The organism is Mesorhizobium sp. M0923 (assembly GCF_040319365.1).
Taxonomy (GTDB): Bacteria; Pseudomonadota; Alphaproteobacteria; order Rhizobiales; family Rhizobiaceae; genus Mesorhizobium.
Genome location: NZ_JAMYNW010000005.1, coordinates 16,947 through 34,952, shown reverse-complemented (window position 1 = coordinate 34,952; position 18,006 = coordinate 16,947). Strand labels below are relative to the sequence as shown.

Here is an 18,006-nt window from a genome sequence, read left to right as displayed (position 1 = left end):
ATCCGTCGACTATGCACATGGGCGATTGCTCGATCTGCGGAAACGTCGCTGATCATCCCAGCCATAAAGTCGGCGGTGTGGACATCGCTGTCGGTGCCCGCGCCCTTCTGGCCGACTATGGCCGCCGTCATGAAGACAAGCACGTCCTCACGCCCTTTGCCAAAGCATACCCCGCACCATGGCGTATTGGTGACAGAGAGATTGTCGATCGGGACGGCTGCAACGTCCAAGACATCAACGACGGCGATCCGGACGAACTGGAGTTCTGGCGCGGCATCGTCGCGGCTGTGAATGCAAACGCCGACGACGGTTTCAACCCGCATGGGAGCGGGCCGGTGCCGATCGAGCGGAGGGACGAGCCATGACCTCGATCTGGATCGACGGCCGGCACATGAGTATCCGCAGCTATGGAGCCACGGCCAAAGGCCCGCGCGCCATCGTCAAGGTAGAGATCGAGGTGAACGACCCTGCCTCGCTCGGCTATCTCCTCAAGGAGATTGGCGAAGTAAAACAGACGGTCGATCGTGAGGTCGACGAAGGGCGCAAAGCCGAGCGTGAGGCTAAAAAGCGGTCCGTCGCTGGTCAGCAGAAGCCTTTGGCGCTGCCCTATTTTGGCGGGAGCGGCTCATGAGCACTCTGTCCGCCATCCACGTCGCCAACAAGCAGCTCGGTCTCGACGAAGACACCGCGCGCGATCTCTACCAGCGCGTCACCGGCAAGCGCAGCCTTCGCGAGATGAACGAGCGCGAGCATCTGCGCATTGTCGAAGAGCAGCGCCGGCAGGGTTTCAAGCCGGCTGAAAAGGGCCTTCAAGGTCCTTTCGCCAAGAAGCTGCAGGCGCTCTGGATCGCCGCCTGGAACCTCGGCATCATCCGTGATCGGCGCGACGCCGCCATGCTGTCGTTCGTCAAGCGGCAGACCGGCATCGAGCACACCCGGTTCCTCCTCGATGCCGAAGACTCGGCCAAGGCGATCGACGCCCTGAAAGCATGGATGACCAGAGAGGCCGCCGTCGACTGGAATCAGAGCGTAGCCACCGCCGAATGGCTCCGGCCTGCGGGTGCAAAAATTGCACTCGCCCAATGGCAGCTTCTTTCGGTTTTCAAGGCAGTCGACCCAAAGGGCTTCCGCCAGTTCGTCTGGGGCATGGCCAAGCCGCTCGACCAGATGACGGACCGCGACTGGCCGACCGTCATGAACCGGCTCGGCGAGCAGATCAGGAAGGAGCGCCTAGCATGAGGGTCATTCTCACCCGCGAGGCCGCGGACTGGCCAACGGCCTGGCGCGCCGCCGTCAGGATCTACCTTGACCGGCAGCTCGGCCTATTGTCGATCGAGCATGATGGCACGATTGCCTGGGACGAGCTGCAGGCAATCAAGAACCGCATTGTCGGTGAAAAGACCACGGCGATCGAGATCTACCCGCCGGCCGATCGCGTCGTGAACAACATCGCCATGCGCCACCTCTGGATGCTCGGCGCTGACGATTGGTGGCCCGACCTTGGCCGCGAGGGGACGGCCAAACCGGTAAGCCTGCGCGACCGCTATCTGGCTGCGCATCTGTCGACGGGGATTTGGAGCTGATGGTCGCCTACAGCTTCAAGGCCATGTTCGGGCCTCAGGTATCGGCGCTGATCAAGCGCCACACTGTCCGCGCCGATCGCAAGCGCCACGCACGGCCCGGAGAGCCGGTCCAGCTCTACCAGGGCATGCGGACCCGCAATTGCGTCAAGCTGGTCGACCCCGATCCCATTTGCATCCGGGTCCGGCCGATCGCGATCGTCACCACGCCGCTCCTGGATGAATTCATCGGCTCGATCGTCATCGACGGCCGGTCGCTGCATCGCGACGAGATCGAGGCCTTCGCCGCGGCTGATGGCTTCAGCATCGAGCATGTCGGCGACTGGCGGCTGAAGCGCATTGGCGAGCCGGGGTCGGCACGTTGGAACATGGGCGCTTTCTGGCAGGCCGAGCATGGCGTCGGTCTGTTCGAAGGCAAGCTGATCGAGTGGGAGCCAGCATGAGCACGCGCAGACGCTTCACCGGCCGGGTCAAGATCGACTTCGCCAAGATCGAGGCCTTCGCCGCCTCGGAGCTGGCCAGCAACGCCCTTGCGGCCGCCAAGGGCTGTGACTGGACGCTGACCAGGCATTCCGCCCTCTATCGCTGCCGCAACGGCCTCTACACGCTCTGCCTGATCTGGCACGGGCCGAACCGCGAGACGCTGACCACGACCATGCGCAATCTGCGGCTGGAGGTGGCGTGAGCGACCACGATCCCGATCGCGCCTGGTTCTCGCCTCTGCTGAACAAGATCGCAGAGGTTGCCGGCGATCGGGCCGCGCTTATTCTTGGGCGCGACAAGGCCTGCGAGACGATCTACATCCCCCGTCGCGTCGGGCCGACCCACTGGCTGAGCAAGCTTGTCGGCGAGGAAGCGGCGTCGGCGCTGGCCAGCGAGTTCGGGCCGGCGAAGCTGGAGATCCCGCCCGCACTCAATGGCCAGAAGCGTAAGCGCCGGGCCGCGATTGCCCAAATGACCGACAAGGGTTATTCAATCAACAGGATCACGCGCACGCTTGGCGTCGCACGGTCTACCGTAAAGGATCATCGCCGCCGCATGCGCCGCGATGACGACGATCAGGGCTCTCTCTTTTAGGCCCGCAGGGCGATTTCGGCCACCCGACCATTTCCGACGAATAGACCAGTGTTCGCTTTAGCCGGCCGGAGATTTGCTCCGGCCGCTCGTTCATTGCGGAAGGCCTGTTCCCATGACTATTCCCAGCGAATGGATGCCCCGCGCAACCATCCAGCGCGTCATTCTCCATTGGACGGCGGGCGCGCATAAGGCTACCCAGTTCGACCGCCAGCACTACCACCTGTTGATCGAAGATGACGGCAAGCTGATCCGTGGCGTCCCGTCGATCGACCTCAATTCGCTACCGAAGGCCAAGACCGGCTATGCCGCGCACACGCTGAACTGCAACACCGGCTCGATCGGCGTTTCAATGTGTGCGATGGCCGGCGCGGTCGAGCGGCCGTTCAACGCTGGCTCGCAGCCGCTCACGAAGGCGCAGTGGGACGCCGCCTCGACGGTCGTCGCCGAGCTTTGCCGGCACTACACGATACCGGTGGGGCCGAGGACGGTGCTTTCGCATGCCGAGGTCCAGGCCAACCTCGGGATCCAGCAGCGCGGCAAATGGGACATCGCGAAACTGCCGTTCGATCCCGCTTTCGATACGGCGCGCGAATGCGGCGACCGCTTCCGGGCCGAGGTGAAGGCGAAGCTCTGATGCCGCTTGTTCAGAAGAGCCGCCGTTTCTCCAAGGGGCTGGTCATCATCAATTGCGCCCTGGCCTGGGCGGCAGTGTTCGCGTCGATCGTCTATGCACAGGCCGCTTACGTCGCCGCGACGGCGATCGGCCTCATCTTGGCAGTCAGCGGCGCCTACATGGGCGTCGGCCACATGGACCTGAGGCAGATGGTGCGGGCGATGTTGGCGGGGCAACCAGCGCCGCCCATCGCGATGACCGATGGCGGAGAGCCGGACGAGAATGGCGGTCTGCAATGACCGGCGCGGCCATCGGCCTGTTCTTGCGAAAGTGGGTGCTGCCCCTTCTTACGTTCGGCATCACGCTGCCGGTCTGGGTTTTCCTCGTTGCCGGTATTTGGCTATGGTGGGACAAGACCTCGGAAGTGCGCCAGGCGGTCGACAAGGCAGTGACGGAACTCGTCGCCGGCGCCCAGCTCGACGCCCTCAATGCCGAGCTGGTCGAACAGCACCGGCTGCGCGCCTGGAGCGACGGCAAGGCCGACGAAGCCAGCAAGATCGCGAATGATGAACGGGCTGCGCGCGTCCACCTCGAGACCACGCTCACACTGACTGACGCCGAAAGAAGGAAAGCGGAAGATGAACTCGCCGTGCTTCAAGCCCGTGTTGACGGCCTTGTTGATCAGCAGCTGCTTGACAGCCTGCACAACCGATAAGGCCGCCCTAGGCAAAGCCTACGCCGACAAGGCGAAGGCCGGCGTCGTCACCGACGCGTTGACGCAAGCCGATCGCGCGGTCGCCGAAGCGCGGCGCATGCCTGACTATCCCCCGGAATGCCGCCGCCATCACCGCAGCGGCGTGAAGCTCGGCGACAAGCTCGGCGTTGCGAACAAGAAGGCCGATATCGCCTTGGGCAATGCGAACGCCCAGACCGACGCGTGCGCCGGCTGGTATGACGAGCGCAAGGCTGCGAGGGAACCGAAATGACGGCCGGCAACGCAGCCATCGATCTGGCGGAACGCCGCGTCGAGCAGGAGTGCGCGGCCGGCGTCGCTCGCATCCAGGCGGCGATCCGGGAGCAATACCAGGCCGTCGAGGTAACCAGCTCGCCTTTCTGCGACTGCGGCGAGCGCATTCCTGACGCCCGCCGGCAGGCCATGCCCAAGGCCACCAGGTGTTTCGACTGCGAAACATTCATCGAACGACAGAACAGGAAACGAGCCTGATGGAAGACGTAAAGGGGTGGGTGCAGCTGCTCGGCGGCATCATGGGGGTGCTCTCGACGATCTACGTCATCGTGACGAAGGGTTCGACGAAGGCCCAAGAGGACATCGACGCCTTCAAGAAGTCGACCGACGCGAAGTTCGACGAGCTGGAGAAAGGCGTCGAAGAGCGCTGGGCACGGTATGACCGCGATCAGCGGCTGGCGTCCGACGCGATCATCCAGCGGTTTGGCATGCTCGACATGCAGATGGCCAAATTCGACGAGGCGCTGAAGCACCTTCCCGACCGCGAGCAATCGCACCGGCTTGAAATCGCGATCGAGAAGCTGGGTGGCCGCATGGAGGCCATGGACCAGCGTGTCAGCGGCCGCATCGAAACCCTGGACGAGCGGCTGAAGCCAGTCTCCGCGATCAGCGACCGTCTGCAGGAATTCCTTCTGGAGCAAGCCAGGAAATGAGCATGGACCGCATTATCCGAGAAGAGGCCCGCCTGATCATTCTGAAGGCATTGGCGGCCGAGGTGAACAACCGTCTCAATTCCGAGCTGGTGCGCCTGTCTCTCGAAAGCTTCGGCATTTCGCGGACCCGCGATTGGGTCCACGCCGAGCTGGGCTTCCTGTCTGACATCGGCGCCTTGACCGTCAGCGATATTGGGACGGTCAAGATCGCGGCACTGACCCAGCGCGGCCTCGACCACGTTATGCGCCTCACGGTGCTGGACGGCGTCAAGCGCCCAAGCATCGTCGGGGTTTAGGATGGTCAAGGGGCGCGGCCAGCTTTCGGCGATCGAGCGCCTGCCGGCCGAGTGCAGCGACATCATCCTTTGGGCGGATGATCAACTGCGCGACCGCGATCGAACCCAGACCGAGATCTACGAAGAGTTCTTCCTGAAGATGCAGGCACTTCAGGCGGAACACCATGGCGAGCTTGAATTCGCCATCCCCTCGTTCTCGGCCTTCAACCGGCACTCTATCAAGCTGGCTGTTCTGACCAGGCGCATGGAGCAAACCAGCGATATCGCCGAAGCCGTCAGCAAGCGGTTCGATGCCGACAAGTCGGACAATCTGACGGTGATCGCAGCCGAGGCGATCAAGACGCTGATATTCGAGTTGATCACCGCAGGCGGTGAAGCCGGCTTCACACCCAAGGCGGCGAAGGAGCTGGCAGACGGTCTGCGCTCGGCCGCACTGGCTCAGAGCGTTTCGAGCAAGCGCCGCGCCACGGTCAATAAGGAGTTCAAGGCCGATGTCGAAAAGGCCGTCGATACCGTCGCCAAGGCCAAGGGCATGTCGGCCGAGACGGCCGAGGAGATCAAGGCGAAAATCCTGGGCGTGAGGGCATCATGACGCATCCGGCAATCTCAGTCACCTTTTCGGCCTTCGACTTCGGCTGTTTGCGCGGCCTGCTTGTCCATGAGATCGCCAACGTCGAACGGCGCTTGACGGTTGTGGGCTATCCCGTCGCGCCGGGCGACAAGGAAATGACCGACGCCTATCTCCGGCAGCTCCGCTCGGCCCTGGCGACGGTTGAGGAAGTCTATGACGGGATCGGCTCGACATGAACGACCGCAAGAAGGTCGCGAAAATCGCGTTGCCGCTGTCGACCGCGCCGGGCGACAGCGGCACGACGACGGTCATCTTCGACGGCAACGGCATCCCGATCGGCGGCACGACCGGAGACAATCATCCGGCGAATGCCGAACTTCTGGTGCACACCTTCAACTTCGCGTGGTCGGACAAGTCTGCAGGAGGCCTGCATTGAGCAACACGATCCGCCTGGAGCTATCGACCGACGAGGCAGCATGCCTCAACAACGCTCTGCGCCTGGAGAGGCAGGCCGCTGAAAAGCGGCGCAACCTGCCGGCATGGATCGGTGTCGACGAATACATCCGCCGGCTCGACGCCTGCATTCAGAAGGTGGCCGAGGCCTTTGAGAAAGCGACTGGCGCATGAACGGCGAGACGATCAAGGCGCAGATCCTCGGCATGAGGGCGAACTGATGTCAGCCCGATTGCATTGCCTGGTTCCGTTCTGCCGGCGTACGCGCAAGGCCGATTGCCGTGAGTGGATCTGCGGGCCTCACTGGATCGCGATTTCCGTTCACCTGCGGCGGCGCAAATCCAAGCTCTATCGACGCTATCGTCGCTTGTTCGGGGATAATGGGTTCTGGACCTATCCGCCCGGATCGCCGCCGCGCCTCCAGGCGGTGAAGCTCGATCGGCTTTGCGGCCGCGCCTGGGATCGGTGCAAGCGGGCGGCGATCGAAAGGGCCGCCGGAATATGACCGGCCCGATCTCCAAAGAGGAATGGGAAAAGGTTCGCCGCGAGAGCATGGCGAACCTCGACCATGTCATCGAAAGCGTCGGGCTGCCGAAAGTGCTGCTTGGCTACCAGGGCCGCACCGTCTCGCTGCTCGAAAGCACGGCGGTCCGGGTCCTATTCATCGAGAAGAGCCGGCGCATCGGCGAGACCTGGGCACTGGCCTCCTACGCCGTGCTCCGCGCCGGCCGCGCCAAGGATGCCGGCGGCATGGACGCCATGTACATCTCCTATTCGCAGGAGATGACGCGTGAGTTCATCGACGCCTGCGCCATGTGGGCTCGGGCCTTCGCGCAGGCAGCCATTGCCCAGGAAGAATTCCTGTTCGACGACACCGACCCCGCCCATCCGGACGAGACCCGGCAAATCAAGGCCTTCCGCATCCAGTTCGCGTCCGGCTTCGAGATCCTGGCATTGTCGTCGGCGCCGCGCACCCTTCGCGGCAAGCAGGGTCTGGTCATCATCGACGAGGCGGCATTCGTCGACAGCCTGAAGGAGCTGCTGAAGGCGGCGCTGGCCAACCTGATGTGGGGCGGCCAAGTCGTGGTGTGTTCGACCCATAACGGGGCCGATAACGAATTCAACGTCCAGGTCCAGGACATCCTCGGCGGCCGGTCGAAGTACAGCCATCTCAAGATCGATTTCGACCAGGCGCTGCTCGAAGGGCTTTATGAGCGCATCTGCCTGGTGACTGGCCGTGAGTGGTCGCCGGAGGCAGAGGCGCAGTGGCGCCAGGACATCATCGACTTCTACGGCGACGGTGCTGACGAGGAGCTCTTCTGCGTTCCGTCCATGGGCAGCGGCGCCTGGCTGACCAGCCCACTGATCGAAGCGCGCATGACGCTGACGCCGGAAGAGGCACCGGTCATCCGCATCAATCTGCCGCTCGACTTCCTGCACCGGCCCGAGCTGGAGCGCCGGCACCTGATGGCGCCGCATCTGGCTGCCATCAAGGAAGCGCTCGACGGCCTGGATGAAAACCGCCAGCACGCCTTCGGCTATGACCCGGCGCGCAAGGCCGATCCTGCAATCATGTCGCTGCTGTCGATCGACAAGGTGCTGCGCCGCCAGTCGGCCCTGACTGTCGAGCTGCGCAACGTGCCGTTCCAGGAGCAGAAGGAAATCGCCACCCTGATGCTGAAGCGGGCGCCGCGACTCTGCGGGGCAGCGGTGGACGCGACCGGCGTCGGCATGAACCTTGCCGAGGATCTCGGCCGGGCGTTCGGCCTGCACACCGAGGAGACACCCGGCGGCCTGGTCTGGTCGGTGACGCTCAGCCAGAACTGGTACAACGAGAATTTCCCGCCGCTTAAAACCGCCTTTGAAGACGCCAACATCGCGCTGACCAGGGACGCCGAGCATGCGGTGGATCTTCGCCTGGTCAAGATCATCCGCGGCATACCGTCGATCCCGCCGGAGCGGGTCGGCATGGCCGGCGCCAAACGGCATGGCGATTTCGCGGTCGCGCTCGTCCTGGCGTATTTCGCCAGCCGCATGCAGTGGCACGAATATGCCTATCAGCCGGCAGCGATCGCCAAGAGCCGCTTTGAAGAAAGTTCGGAGGGCGCGTGGCGGAACCGCTCCGATGACATCGAGGGCAGCTTCCGTATGGCATCCGCCCGCCGCAACCGTGGGATTTTCTGATGGCTGAAGAATTCAAAGGAATCGTCGATCGCTACGGCCGCCCGATCGCCAAAGCTGCCCTGAAGGTCGAGCAGGCGGCTCCGACTGGCAGCGGCGTTCGGCGCCACGATGCCCTTCACCCGGCGGCTGGCCTCACCCCCGGCCGGCTGGCCGGCATCTTGCGGGCGTCGATCGACAACGATCCCGAGAGCTACCTCGCCCTGGCTGAAGACATGGAGGAGCGCGATCCGCACTATGCCGGCGTGCTTGGCGTGCGCAAGCGGCAGGTTTCTGGCCTAGAGATCACCGTTGAAGCGGCCGGCGAGGATGCCGCCAGTGTCGAGCATGCCGACCTGGTGCGTGAAGTCATCGAGCGAGACGGCTTCGAGGACGAGCTGTTCGATATTCTCGACGCGGTCGGAAAGGGCTTCTCCTGTACCGAGATCATTTGGGACACGTCCGAAGGACAGTGGCGGCCGAAGCGACTGGCGTGGCGCGACCCGCGCTGGTTCGTCTTTGACCAGATTGATGGGGAAACGCCATTGCTGCGCGACGGCGGCCAGAATGTGCCGCTGAATCCCTACCAGTGGATCTACCACTCGGCCAAGGTGAAGTCCGGCCTGCCGATCCGGGGCGGCATCGCGCGTGCCGTCGCCTGGACCTTCCTGTTCAAGAGCTTCACAATCAAGGATTGGGCAATCTTCTGCGAAGCCTATGGCCAGCCGCTCCGCCTGGGAAAATATGACGCTGGCGCGTCCGAGAAGGACAAGCAAATCCTGCTTGATGCGGTGAGCAACATCGGCGTCGACTATGCCGCCATAGTCCCCGCGTCGATGGCAGTCGAGTTCATTAAGGCCGACATTTCGGGGTCGCATGGGCTCTATAAGGAGCGCGCCGACTGGCTCGACCAGCAGACGTCCAAGGTGGTGCTCGGACAGACGGGAACAACGGATGCAATCGCTGGCGGCTATGCAGTCGGCAAAACCCATGACGGCGTGCGTGAGGATATCGAGAAAGCCGACGGCCGCCAGATCGCAGCCACGCTGAACCGTGACCTCACCCGGCCGACGGTCGATCTGAATTTCGGGCCGCAAAAAAAGTACCCAAGGATCTTGATCGGCCGGCCGGAGCAGGTCGACATCAAATCGTTGGTCGACAATGTGACCAAACTTGTTCCCCTGGGCTTGAAGGTCGGGATGTCGACGATGCGCGACCGTATCGGCCTTCCAGACCCCGCCAAGGGCGAAGAACTGCTCGTGCCACTGAAAGGTCCGGCCCCAACTGACCCGCCTGATGACAACCCGCCCCCGCCACTGAAACCCGGCGAGACCGAACAGACGGTCCACTCCACCGCGGGCACCGGCACCCGCGATGCGATCGAGCGCTCGACGGACGCCATGCTGGCGGATTGGGAGCCGCTGGTCGCGCCGATCGTCGCCGGCCTCGACGCTGAGATCGCGGCCGCCAGCTCCGTCGCCGATGTGAAGGCGCTGCTTTCGAAGCGCTTTGCCGGGCTCGATGCCGCCGCGTTGACCGAGCTGCTCGCCCGATCGGCCTTTGCAGCCCAGCTCGCAGGCCAAGTTGACGACACGCTCTGAAGGGAACTCCGGTGGTCTATTTTTTCGCGCTCTGTTCGTTCCTCGCCCTGCTCGGCTTTTTCATCAACTCCAAACGCCGAAATGGGCACGGCCTGGCATACAGCGCCGCCATGATCGTGATCTGGATACTCGCGGCGCTATGGTGGTCGGGCAGGATCGGTTGAGCCTGTGGCCGCAGATCTGAAGCCACTCCCGCCAGTCGACGCGATCGCGGCGCTGTTTGCGCGCGGCCAACGGCTCGATCCCGAATTCTCGTGGCTGGACACTTGGCAGGATGCCCATGCCCGCAGCTTCACAGTGGCGAAGTCGGCCGGCTTCGACATCCTGGGCGACATCTACCAGGCATTGCTGGTCGCCCTTTCGCAGGGCAAGACCTTTGCCCAGTTCGCGGCCGAGCTGACGCCGCTGCTTCAGACCAAGGGTTGGTGGGGACAGCAGCCGGCCTTCGACCCGACCTCCGGCGAAACGCGCTGGTCGCAGCTCGGCAGCGTCAGGCGGCTCACCACCATTTTCGATGTGAACATGCGGGTGAGCTATGCCGCCGGCCACTGGTCGTCATTCGAGCGCAATAAGGCGACACGGCCGTTCCTGCGCTATGTCCATCTGGAAGGCCAGGAGCACCCGCGCCCGCTTCATGCGCTCTGGCACAACACGGTGCTGCCGGTCGACCATCCCTGGTGGAGCACCCATGCCTGCCCGAATGGCTGGAACTGCCATTGCACCTTGCAGGGCCTGTCGCAGCGCGACATCGACCGGCTGGAGCGCGAGGGCGAGGCGCTGAAGTTCGAGCCGGTGAAAGGCGTGATGCGCGGCTTCGTCAACAAGCGCACCGGCGAAGTCACGACGGTCCCTGACGGCATCGATCCGGGCTGGGCCTACAATCCCGGCAAGGCCGGCTACCTCTCCGTTGTCGAACAGGACCTGGCACGAAAAACCAGCACCTCGGATTGGGCAACACCGCCCGACTGAAGCAGCCTCACAGGATCGCCGCACAGGCGCGTAGAGACCCCTCGGGGCGTGGCACTGGAGCCGCGAACCGCGTTTGCCGCTGTAGACCCGTTCAAAACCGATTTTAGAGGCTATTTGACTGCCGAGGCGGGTCGTCATTACACGGCTTGCCCGCCGGCGCCTGCTCGGCTACCGTCCAAGCGTCTGTTTCGCCGCTGACGCGACATCCACAGCGACAAGCTCGCGGCAGGCCAATCCACAAAATCAATTTCGACCGGAGGGCGAATTCGGCCTCCCGACTTAAATGCGGCGGCAGGCAATTGTCCGGCGATGCAGAACGCACTTGCCGCACTCCTTTCGGCCGCCTTGGTCGCCTCCCACTCGACTGCGCTCACAGCAGCCGACGCGGACAGTGGCGACAAATGGGTGCAGTTGACGCCAGCCGGCACGTTCTCCGGCCGCAACGGCCAAGGCCCCTGGGTTACAGGCGACAAAGCGTCGATGGAACAGATCGTCGCCAATAGCCGCCAGTATGCCGGCTCCACCGACCTCGCTATCGACTATGACCACCAGGCGGTTTTCGGGGCTATCCCCGGCGTCGGTGGCAAAGCGCCGGCCGCCGGCTGGATCAAGGAACTGAAAGTCCAGAACGACGGCATCTATGGCCGCGTCGAATGGACCAAAGGGGCAGCGATCGCAATCAAGCGGAAAGAGTACCGCTACCTATCGCCCGTCTTCTTCCACGAAAAGACCACCGGCCGGGTGCTCGCCATCCGCATGGCCGGCCTGACCAACACGCCGAACCTCGATCTCGTCGCGGTCGCGGCGAGTGCCCTCTTCCCTCTCGACAACCCCACCGGAGACAGCATGGACAAGATCCTGACTGCGCTTGGCCTCGCCAAGGGCACGACCGAAGACGGCATTGTCGCCGCCATCAACGCCCATCTGACCAGCAGCACGGCAATTGCCAAGGCTGCTGGCCTGACCGAAACCGCCAAGCCGGCGGAGATCCTGACGGCGATCAATTCCATCGTCGCCGATCGCACCCGCCTCGCCACCGCCGCCGGCCTCACTGCCGACGCCAAGGCCGACGACATCGTCACGGCCGTCCAGTCGGCGATCGCCGGCAAGGTCGATCCGACCAAGTTCGTGCCGATCGCAATCGTCACCGACTTGCAGGGCGATCTGAAGAAGCTGCGCGAGGATCTGACCGCCGACAAAGCGACCGAGGCGGTCAACAGCGCGATCGAGGCCGGCAAGATCGCGCCGGCGCAGAAGGATTGGGCGCTCGGCTACGCCAAGGCCGATCTCAAGGCCTTCGACACCTTCGTCGGCAACGCGCCGGTGATGACGGCCTCGCAGATCCGCACGGCCAAGAAGCCGGACGGCGAAAACGCCGAGCTTTCGGATAGCGATCTCGCCGTCTGCAACGCCATGGGCCTCGATCCGAAGAAATTCGCCGAGACCCTCAAGCTCAACAAGGAAACCGTCTGATGGTCGCGTCCAAGGATCTCGAAATCCCGGCTCGCTCCGGCGACCGCTTCGGCTACCCGGCCAAGTCGGGTGTGCGCATCTTCCGCAAGTCGATCGTTGCCCTTCTGGCGACCGGCATGGCAGTCCCGGCGGGCACCGCCAACGCGGTTTCCATCGTCGGCCTGGCGGAAGGCAACGTCGATAACCGCGACGGCGCGGACGGCGACCTGAACGTCGAGGCGCTTCGCGGCTGCTTCGGCTTCATCTTCGTCGCCGACGAGGTCGACATCGGCCGGCCGGTCTACGCCGTCGACGATCAGACGCTCAGCTTCGATGGCTCCGGTGCCCGGCTGCTCGTCGGCACCGTGGCCGGCATTAGCGACGGCCGCACCTGGATCGACATCCCGGCCGCTGAAAAGGTCATGATCCCGCTGGCCGCCCGCATCGCCACGCTGGTCGGCGCCGGCGTCACCAGGACGATCGCTTCCGTCAAGGGCCGCATCACCCGGCTGCGCAGCGTCACCGACGGCATTCTGACCACCGGCGACGCCACCATCACCTGCGCCATCAACGGCGTTCCGGTGACCACCGGCGTCATCACCATCACCCAGGCCGGCTCGGCCGCGGGCGACGTGGACACGGTGGTGCCGACCGCCCTCAACGAGGTCAACCCCGGCGACGTGATCAGCTTCACGGTCGGCGGAACCAACGCAACCGCAACTCCGGCGACCGTCGTCGCCGAGATCGCGCAGTAGGAGAAAGCTTCAGATGGACATTAATGCTTCCACGCTGCGCAGCGTCTACACGGGGCTCAGCACCGCGTTCAACGCGCGGCTCGCAACCACCCCGACACAATACCGGACGGTCGCCATGGACGTGCCTTCGAGCACCGCCATGAACGAATATCCGCGTATGGACGATCTGCCCGGCATCCGCGAATGGGTCGGCGACCGCCTCATTCATGATCTGTCGGCCTCGACCTACATCATCCGCAACAAGGAGTTCGAGGGCACCGTCGGCGTCAAGCGCGCCTCGATCGAGGACGATCAGTTCGGCTTTTACACGACCATCTCTGCCCAAATGGGTCAGGACGCGGCCGAGTTTCCCGACCAGCTCGTCTGGCCGCTCTGGAAGCAGGGCGATGCGACCCTCTGCTACGACGGCCAGAATTTCTTCGACACCGACCACCCCGGCTTCGACGAAAACGGCGGCGAGACCTCTGTTTCGAACTTCACCGCTGGCGCCGGCCCGGCCTGGTACCTGGTCGACGACACCAGGGTTATCCAGCCGATGGTGTTCCAGAAGCGCAAGCCCTTCAAGCTTGTGCCGATGGACAAGGAGACCGATACGAACGTCTTTATGAAGGGCCAGTATCTCTACGGCGTCGACGGGCGATGCAACGCCGGCTTCGGCCTCTGGCAGCTCGCCCATATGTCTAAGGCCACACTTACGCCGGCCAACTTCAAGGCGGCCCGCGATGCGTTGGGTGCGATCCGCAAGAAGAACGGCCAGATCATCAACATCCGTCCGGCCAAGCTCATCGTTCCTCAGGCGTTGGAGGCCGATGCAAAGCAGGTGGTTGAGGCGCAGCTGATCAACGGCGGCGACAGCAACATCTGGTTCAAGGCCTCCGAAGTGGTGGTGGTTCCGCAGCTCGGCTGATCACAGCCGGAGCTGCGCACTTTGCCTGCCGGCACTTCGGTGCCGGCGGGTTTTCCGGAAGCAGCCGAGCCCGGCTCCTTCCGCAAGACCCAAGAGGAAATCCGATGAAGCTTTTCCGACCTCTTCTACTCGCCTGCCTCGCCTTCGCTTGTTCGTTCGTCTTCATGCCGGTCATGCCTTCGATGGCGGATAGCCGCTCGCCGGCCGCCTACACCGCCTCGACCGCCGACGACATGCTGACTGCCTTCGTCGTCGCCGATGTCATGAAGATCGCGGGGGCTGGCCCTGGCGCTGCTCGGCGTCACGCTCCTGGTGATCGCGCTTGCCGCGACTGTCCGCAGATGGTGGCTCGCGCGCCGCGCCGATCGCAGTCTCGTCTTCTACGACCCCTGGCGCCTGTCCGAGCCGTATCGACGACCGCCTGGCTGACCGCCTGCCCGAATTCGTCCCGCCGGCTCCGGCCGGCGGGTTTTCGAAAAGCAGCCCGGACGGCTCCTTTTCAAAGACCCGAAAACGAGGATTGAACCATGGCGAAAGCTTCGAAGGTGGTAGTCAAGCGGGAAACCGCCTTCTCGGATCAACCGTTCGAGTTGAACAAGAAGCTCATTTCAGAGGGGGAAACCGCTTCGGCGGCCAGCCCAACCACGGCAGCGCCGACAAACGCTGCCGTGGAACCATCCGGCCCGGCGGTTGTCGAGCATGGGTCGGATGCCCCGTCGCCACAGGCGGCGGGGACCATTTCCGAAGCAACGAAGCCAGTAATCGCGGATCAGAATGTCGCGGTGAATGCTTCGCCTGCTGCCGGTGCCGCGCCCGCAGCGGCGCCACCGGCTGCCCCGTCGCTGGGGGCAGCGACGGGGATCAATTCCACCGATAAACCCCCGGAGAGTGAGCGCCAGGGCGGAGCCGGCAATGCGGCCGGCTCCGCCGAGTCGCTCACGCTGGAGGACTTGGACAAGCGCCTCGGCACGGCAGAGGACGAGTTCCGCTCCAAGTTCCCGCGCCTGGCCGCCGCGATCGACGCCTGGCAGGCAGCCAATGCTGACGGAGATGTGCCGACGGGCGTTCGCATCCGGTCGAAGGTCGACGGGTTCCGCCGTGCCGGCATCGCCCACTCCAAGGCGCCGGTCGAGCACGCCATGGAGGCGTTCAAAGGCCCCGAGCAGCTGGAGGCCCTTTTCGCCGAACCGAACCTGGTCGTGGAGCTGATCTGACCGTGCATGTCTTCCTGCCCATCTGGCTCGTGCCGCTGACGCTTACGGTCCTGGACTGGGCCGGGGCGCTCCTCGTGTGGCCCGCCTTCATCTGGCTTTTCATGGTGGGTGCCTGATGTACGCCGTCCAACAGGATCTGGTCGACCGCTTCGGCGCCACTGAGCTGATCCAGCTCACGGACCGGACGAACATGCCGCCGAGCACGATCGACGGCGTCGTGGTCGGCCGCGCGCTTGCCGACGCCGACGGCGTGATCGACGGCTACATCGGCAAGCAGTTCACTCTGCCGCTCAGCGTTGTACCGCCGGTCCTGGTCAAGGTCGCCGCGGATCTGGCGCGCTACTATCTGCATGGCGAGGCGGCCGACAAGGACAGCATCGTCTCGCGCAACTTCGCCAACGCGATCTCCTGGCTGAAGGATGTCTCGAAGGGTCTCGTCCTGATCGAGGAGGAAGGCGAGACGCCCGAACAGGCCGGCGGCGGCGCCATCAAGACCAGTGCGCCGAACCGCGTGTTCACCCGCGACAAGCTGCGGGGCTTCTGATGGCGACCGAAGGCATCCAGATCCGCCTCGTCGACCAGGCCGTGCTGGCGACACTCGATCGCATCGAGCGTCTGGCCGAACATCCCAGGACGATCATGTCGGCGATCGCCGCATACCTGGTCACCTCGACCCAGCGGCATTTCGAGCGCGAGACCGGCCCGGCTGGTAAGTGGCAGCGGCTCAGCCCGCGCACGGCCGCCAAGCGCATCGGGCGCGGCCAGCGCGGCTATGGCCACATGCTGCGCGTCACCAACCGGCTCTACAGCTCCATTACCGGCGAGGCGACGGAAACCGAAGCGGCGGTCGGAACGAACCTGCTCTATGCCGCCATCCAGCAGCTCGGCGGCGATGTGAAGATCCCGGCGCGCGAGCAGGATCTGCATTTCGCCAAAACCAATCGCGTCCGGCGCTTCGTCAAGGCCTCGCGCAAGCGCAAGGAGACCGTGCGTGTCTCGATCGGCGCGCACTCGATTACCATTCCGGCGCGCCCCTATCTCTATGTCGACGAAGAGGACCAGGCCGAGATCCTGCGCATTGCCGAGGACGCCTTCCGCGCCGAGGCCGGCGGCGGAGCGCAGCCATGACGCTGTCCGCCGAATTCCAGCAGCGCCTGCGCGATATCGACCCGCCGCTCTTTCGGCTGATCGCAGGCGCCGCCGCCTGGGCTTCGCTCAGTGGCGAACCGAAGACGACGCCCGCGGCCTTCGTTCTGGTCGAGGAAGAGCACAGCGGTGAAAACGAGCGCATGACCGGCAACGTACTGCAGCGCACCGAGGCTGATGTCGCTGTCATCATCGTCACCCGCAACGTCTCCGATGGCACCGGCGGGGCCGCTGCCGACGACATCGAAATCCTCAAGGACGCGGTACGCGGCGCCTTGATCGGTTTCGAGCCGACCAGCGTCAACAATGCCGACGTTGTCGAGCACATCTCGTCGAACCTTCTCAAAGCCAAGAACGGCCACGTCTGGCAGCGCGAGCTGTTCGGCGCCGGCTACTACCTCGTGGAGAAAAGCTGACATGGCAAAGATCGAAACGCCGATCGCCGGCGGTGCGTACAACCGGCACAAGGATGGAACGCTGGAGCGGATCGAGGGCACCGAGCCCGCGCCGCCGCCCGGCACGGAGGCCGAGCCGGTACCGGCGGGCACGGACGAACCATTGGCGGCCGAAACCGGCGCGCCCAGGAAGGGGAAATAGACCATGTCGATCCGCCGCTGGAAGAAGCTTTCCGCCCTCATCAAGATGGATGCCACGTACGGCGTCGATGCCGTGCCGACCGGTGCCGCCAATTACATCCAGCTCTCCGACGCGGTCTTCACACCGCTCGCCGGCGACGAGGAGGCTCGCAATCTGATGCAGCCGTTCCTCGGGCACCAGGGCGTCTTGCTGACCGGCGACTATGGCCAGTTCAATTTCTCGGTCGAGATCGCCGGCGCCGGCGCCCTCGGCACGGCACCGGCCTATGGCCCGCTGCTGCGCTCCTGCGGCTTTGCCCAGGTGATCTCGGCCGGCGTCGACGTCCAGTATGATCTGATCCACGACGCCTTCGAGAGCAGCGGGCTCTATTACAACTCCGATGGCGTCAAGCATGTGCTGCTCGGCCTGCGCGGCAGTGTCTCGCTCGGCTTCATACCGAAGCGCATCCCGCGCTTCCAATTCTCGATGAAAGGCCTGGTCGGGACCATCACCGATGAAGCCTTGCCCGTCGTCACCAAGACGATGTGGATCGACCCGGTGGTGGTCTCCAAGGCCAACACGGTGATGGCGCTGCATGGCTGGACCGCGATCGCCGAGAGCCTCAACATCGACACCGGCTCGCAGGTCGTGCCGCGCCACCTGATTGGCGAGGAGAGCATCGAGATCACCGACCGTTCAGTGACTGGTACCGCCGTCGTCAAGGCGACATCGCTTGCCACCAAGGATTGGTTCTCGATCGCCCGCGCCCACACCAAGGCCGCGCTGGCGCTTACCCACGGCACGGTGGGCGGCAACACGGTGGCGATCGACAGCGACAAGGTGCAGATCGGCCGGCCGGCAGAGGGCCAGAGCGACAACATCCGCAACTATTCGCTGCCGCTGATGCTGACCAGCCTCGGCTCCAGCGAGCTGAAGATCACCGTCAAATAAAGGCG

The 18,006-nt window shown here is 64.3% G+C and carries 31 protein-coding genes; all 31 read left to right on the top strand.

Translation table 11 applies throughout. The features are described from left to right. The first annotated feature begins 17 nt into the window (after positions 1-17). The 31 genes from NKH89_RS10145 to NKH89_RS09995 all read left to right on the top strand — a co-directional run bounded on the left by NKH89_RS10145 (position 18) and on the right by NKH89_RS09995 (position 18,001). Positions 18-365, top strand: coding sequence for a hypothetical protein (locus tag NKH89_RS10145; protein WP_352908761.1), 348 nt, complete (start codon positions 18-20; stop codon positions 363-365). Further along, complete coding sequence (locus tag NKH89_RS10140) at positions 362-631, top strand: hypothetical protein (RefSeq protein WP_352516692.1); 270 nt, start codon at positions 362-364, stop codon at positions 629-631. The genes NKH89_RS10145 and NKH89_RS10140 overlap by 4 nt, the downstream gene beginning before the upstream one ends. Next, positions 628-1,239: a regulatory protein GemA gene (locus tag NKH89_RS10135; RefSeq protein WP_352908759.1), complete on the top strand. Its 612-nt coding sequence runs from the start codon at positions 628-630 to the stop codon at positions 1,237-1,239. The genes NKH89_RS10140 and NKH89_RS10135 overlap by 4 nt, the downstream gene beginning before the upstream one ends. Beyond that, a complete protein-coding gene (locus tag NKH89_RS10130) occupies positions 1,236-1,583 on the top strand; it encodes a DUF7694 domain-containing protein (protein WP_352908757.1) in 348 nt (115 codons plus the stop codon). Before NKH89_RS10135 ends, NKH89_RS10130 begins: the two co-directional genes overlap by 4 nt. Further along, positions 1,583-2,023, top strand: a complete 441-nt coding sequence (locus NKH89_RS10125) for an ASCH domain-containing protein (protein WP_352908755.1) — start codon at positions 1,583-1,585, stop codon at positions 2,021-2,023. Before NKH89_RS10130 ends, NKH89_RS10125 begins: the two co-directional genes overlap by 1 nt. Further along, the gene (locus NKH89_RS10120) at positions 2,020-2,265 is read left to right on the top strand and encodes a hypothetical protein (protein WP_352908753.1); all 246 of its coding nucleotides are present in this window, start codon (positions 2,020-2,022) and stop codon (positions 2,263-2,265) included. The genes NKH89_RS10125 and NKH89_RS10120 overlap by 4 nt, the downstream gene beginning before the upstream one ends. Further along, entirely contained in the window at positions 2,262-2,657 is a 396-nt protein-coding gene (locus tag NKH89_RS10115; RefSeq protein WP_352546930.1) for a helix-turn-helix domain-containing protein, read from the top strand. Before NKH89_RS10120 ends, NKH89_RS10115 begins: the two co-directional genes overlap by 4 nt. A 112-nt stretch (positions 2,658-2,769) precedes the next feature. Continuing rightward, complete coding sequence (locus tag NKH89_RS10110) at positions 2,770-3,291, top strand: peptidoglycan recognition protein family protein (RefSeq protein ID WP_352908752.1); 522 nt, start codon at positions 2,770-2,772, stop codon at positions 3,289-3,291. Further along, positions 3,291-3,569 (top strand): hypothetical protein, encoded by a 279-nt coding sequence (locus NKH89_RS10105; RefSeq protein WP_352908750.1) that lies wholly within the window; start codon positions 3,291-3,293, stop codon positions 3,567-3,569. The genes NKH89_RS10110 and NKH89_RS10105 overlap by 1 nt, the downstream gene beginning before the upstream one ends. After that, positions 3,566-3,985: a hypothetical protein gene (locus tag NKH89_RS10100; protein WP_352908748.1), complete on the top strand. Its 420-nt coding sequence runs from the start codon at positions 3,566-3,568 to the stop codon at positions 3,983-3,985. The genes NKH89_RS10105 and NKH89_RS10100 overlap by 4 nt, the downstream gene beginning before the upstream one ends. Then, positions 3,963-4,256 carry a hypothetical protein gene (locus NKH89_RS10095; protein WP_352908746.1) on the top strand — a complete coding sequence of 98 codons (294 nt, stop codon included), beginning with the start codon at positions 3,963-3,965 and terminating at the stop codon, positions 4,254-4,256. The genes NKH89_RS10100 and NKH89_RS10095 overlap by 23 nt, the downstream gene beginning before the upstream one ends. Beyond that, on the top strand, positions 4,253-4,495 hold the full coding sequence (locus NKH89_RS10090; RefSeq protein WP_352908744.1) for a TraR/DksA C4-type zinc finger protein: 243 nt from the start codon (positions 4,253-4,255) through the stop codon (positions 4,493-4,495). The genes NKH89_RS10095 and NKH89_RS10090 overlap by 4 nt, the downstream gene beginning before the upstream one ends. Continuing rightward, positions 4,495-4,950, top strand: coding sequence for a DUF2730 family protein (locus NKH89_RS10085; RefSeq protein ID WP_352546918.1), 456 nt, complete (start codon positions 4,495-4,497; stop codon positions 4,948-4,950). The genes NKH89_RS10090 and NKH89_RS10085 overlap by 1 nt, the downstream gene beginning before the upstream one ends. Positions 4,951-4,952: 2 nt before the next feature. Further along, positions 4,953-5,246 carry a VpaChn25_0724 family phage protein gene (locus NKH89_RS10080; RefSeq protein WP_352908742.1) on the top strand — a complete coding sequence of 98 codons (294 nt, stop codon included), beginning with the start codon at positions 4,953-4,955 and terminating at the stop codon, positions 5,244-5,246. A 1-nt stretch (position 5,247) separates the two neighbouring features. After that, a complete protein-coding gene (locus tag NKH89_RS10075) occupies positions 5,248-5,838 on the top strand; it encodes a DUF3486 family protein (protein WP_352908740.1) in 591 nt (196 codons plus the stop codon). After that, positions 5,835-6,053 carry a hypothetical protein gene (locus NKH89_RS10070; protein WP_352546912.1) on the top strand — a complete coding sequence of 73 codons (219 nt, stop codon included), beginning with the start codon at positions 5,835-5,837 and terminating at the stop codon, positions 6,051-6,053. The genes NKH89_RS10075 and NKH89_RS10070 overlap by 4 nt, the downstream gene beginning before the upstream one ends. Continuing rightward, entirely contained in the window at positions 6,050-6,253 is a 204-nt protein-coding gene (locus NKH89_RS10065) for a hypothetical protein (RefSeq protein ID WP_352908738.1), read from the top strand. Before NKH89_RS10070 ends, NKH89_RS10065 begins: the two co-directional genes overlap by 4 nt. Continuing rightward, the gene (locus tag NKH89_RS10060) at positions 6,250-6,444 is read left to right on the top strand and encodes a hypothetical protein (RefSeq protein WP_352908736.1); all 195 of its coding nucleotides are present in this window, start codon (positions 6,250-6,252) and stop codon (positions 6,442-6,444) included. The genes NKH89_RS10065 and NKH89_RS10060 overlap by 4 nt, the downstream gene beginning before the upstream one ends. Before the next feature lie 327 nt (positions 6,445-6,771). Then, on the top strand, positions 6,772-8,454 hold the full coding sequence (locus NKH89_RS10055) for a terminase large subunit domain-containing protein (RefSeq protein ID WP_352908734.1): 1,683 nt from the start codon (positions 6,772-6,774) through the stop codon (positions 8,452-8,454). Then, on the top strand, positions 8,454-10,031 hold the full coding sequence (locus NKH89_RS10050; protein ID WP_352908732.1) for a DUF935 domain-containing protein: 1,578 nt from the start codon (positions 8,454-8,456) through the stop codon (positions 10,029-10,031). The genes NKH89_RS10055 and NKH89_RS10050 overlap by 1 nt, the downstream gene beginning before the upstream one ends. A gap of 11 nt (positions 10,032-10,042) precedes the next feature. Next, the gene (locus NKH89_RS10045; protein WP_352908730.1) at positions 10,043-10,195 is read left to right on the top strand and encodes a hypothetical protein; all 153 of its coding nucleotides are present in this window, start codon (positions 10,043-10,045) and stop codon (positions 10,193-10,195) included. Positions 10,196-10,199: 4 nt separating this feature from the next. Continuing rightward, on the top strand, positions 10,200-11,000 hold the full coding sequence (locus NKH89_RS10040) for a phage head morphogenesis protein (protein WP_352908728.1): 801 nt from the start codon (positions 10,200-10,202) through the stop codon (positions 10,998-11,000). 309 nt (positions 11,001-11,309) lie between these two features. Further along, positions 11,310-12,473, top strand: coding sequence for a phage protease (locus NKH89_RS10035; protein WP_352908726.1), 1,164 nt, complete (start codon positions 11,310-11,312; stop codon positions 12,471-12,473). Beyond that, the gene (locus NKH89_RS10030; protein WP_352795490.1) at positions 12,473-13,207 is read left to right on the top strand and encodes a hypothetical protein; all 735 of its coding nucleotides are present in this window, start codon (positions 12,473-12,475) and stop codon (positions 13,205-13,207) included. The genes NKH89_RS10035 and NKH89_RS10030 overlap by 1 nt, the downstream gene beginning before the upstream one ends. Before the next feature lie 13 nt (positions 13,208-13,220). Continuing rightward, positions 13,221-14,114: a Mu-like prophage major head subunit gpT family protein gene (locus tag NKH89_RS10025; RefSeq protein WP_352908724.1), complete on the top strand. Its 894-nt coding sequence runs from the start codon at positions 13,221-13,223 to the stop codon at positions 14,112-14,114. Between the two features lie 527 nt (positions 14,115-14,641). After that, a complete protein-coding gene (locus NKH89_RS10020; RefSeq protein WP_352908722.1) occupies positions 14,642-15,328 on the top strand; it encodes an HI1506-related protein in 687 nt (228 codons plus the stop codon). A 115-nt stretch (positions 15,329-15,443) separates the two neighbouring features. After that, positions 15,444-15,872, top strand: coding sequence for a gp436 family protein (locus tag NKH89_RS10015; protein WP_352516664.1), 429 nt, complete (start codon positions 15,444-15,446; stop codon positions 15,870-15,872). Further along, positions 15,872-16,456, top strand: a complete 585-nt coding sequence (locus NKH89_RS10010) for a phage virion morphogenesis protein (RefSeq protein WP_352908720.1) — start codon at positions 15,872-15,874, stop codon at positions 16,454-16,456. The genes NKH89_RS10015 and NKH89_RS10010 overlap by 1 nt, the downstream gene beginning before the upstream one ends. Continuing rightward, the gene (locus tag NKH89_RS10005) at positions 16,453-16,890 is read left to right on the top strand and encodes a phage tail terminator protein (protein WP_352795483.1); all 438 of its coding nucleotides are present in this window, start codon (positions 16,453-16,455) and stop codon (positions 16,888-16,890) included. The genes NKH89_RS10010 and NKH89_RS10005 overlap by 4 nt, the downstream gene beginning before the upstream one ends. A gap of 1 nt (position 16,891) precedes the next feature. Continuing rightward, positions 16,892-17,071 (top strand): hypothetical protein, encoded by a 180-nt coding sequence (locus NKH89_RS10000; protein WP_352571316.1) that lies wholly within the window; start codon positions 16,892-16,894, stop codon positions 17,069-17,071. 3 nt (positions 17,072-17,074) lie between these two features. After that, positions 17,075-18,001, top strand: a complete 927-nt coding sequence (locus NKH89_RS09995) for a phage tail tube protein (RefSeq protein WP_352908718.1) — start codon at positions 17,075-17,077, stop codon at positions 17,999-18,001. The last annotated feature ends 5 nt before the right edge of the window (positions 18,002-18,006 follow it).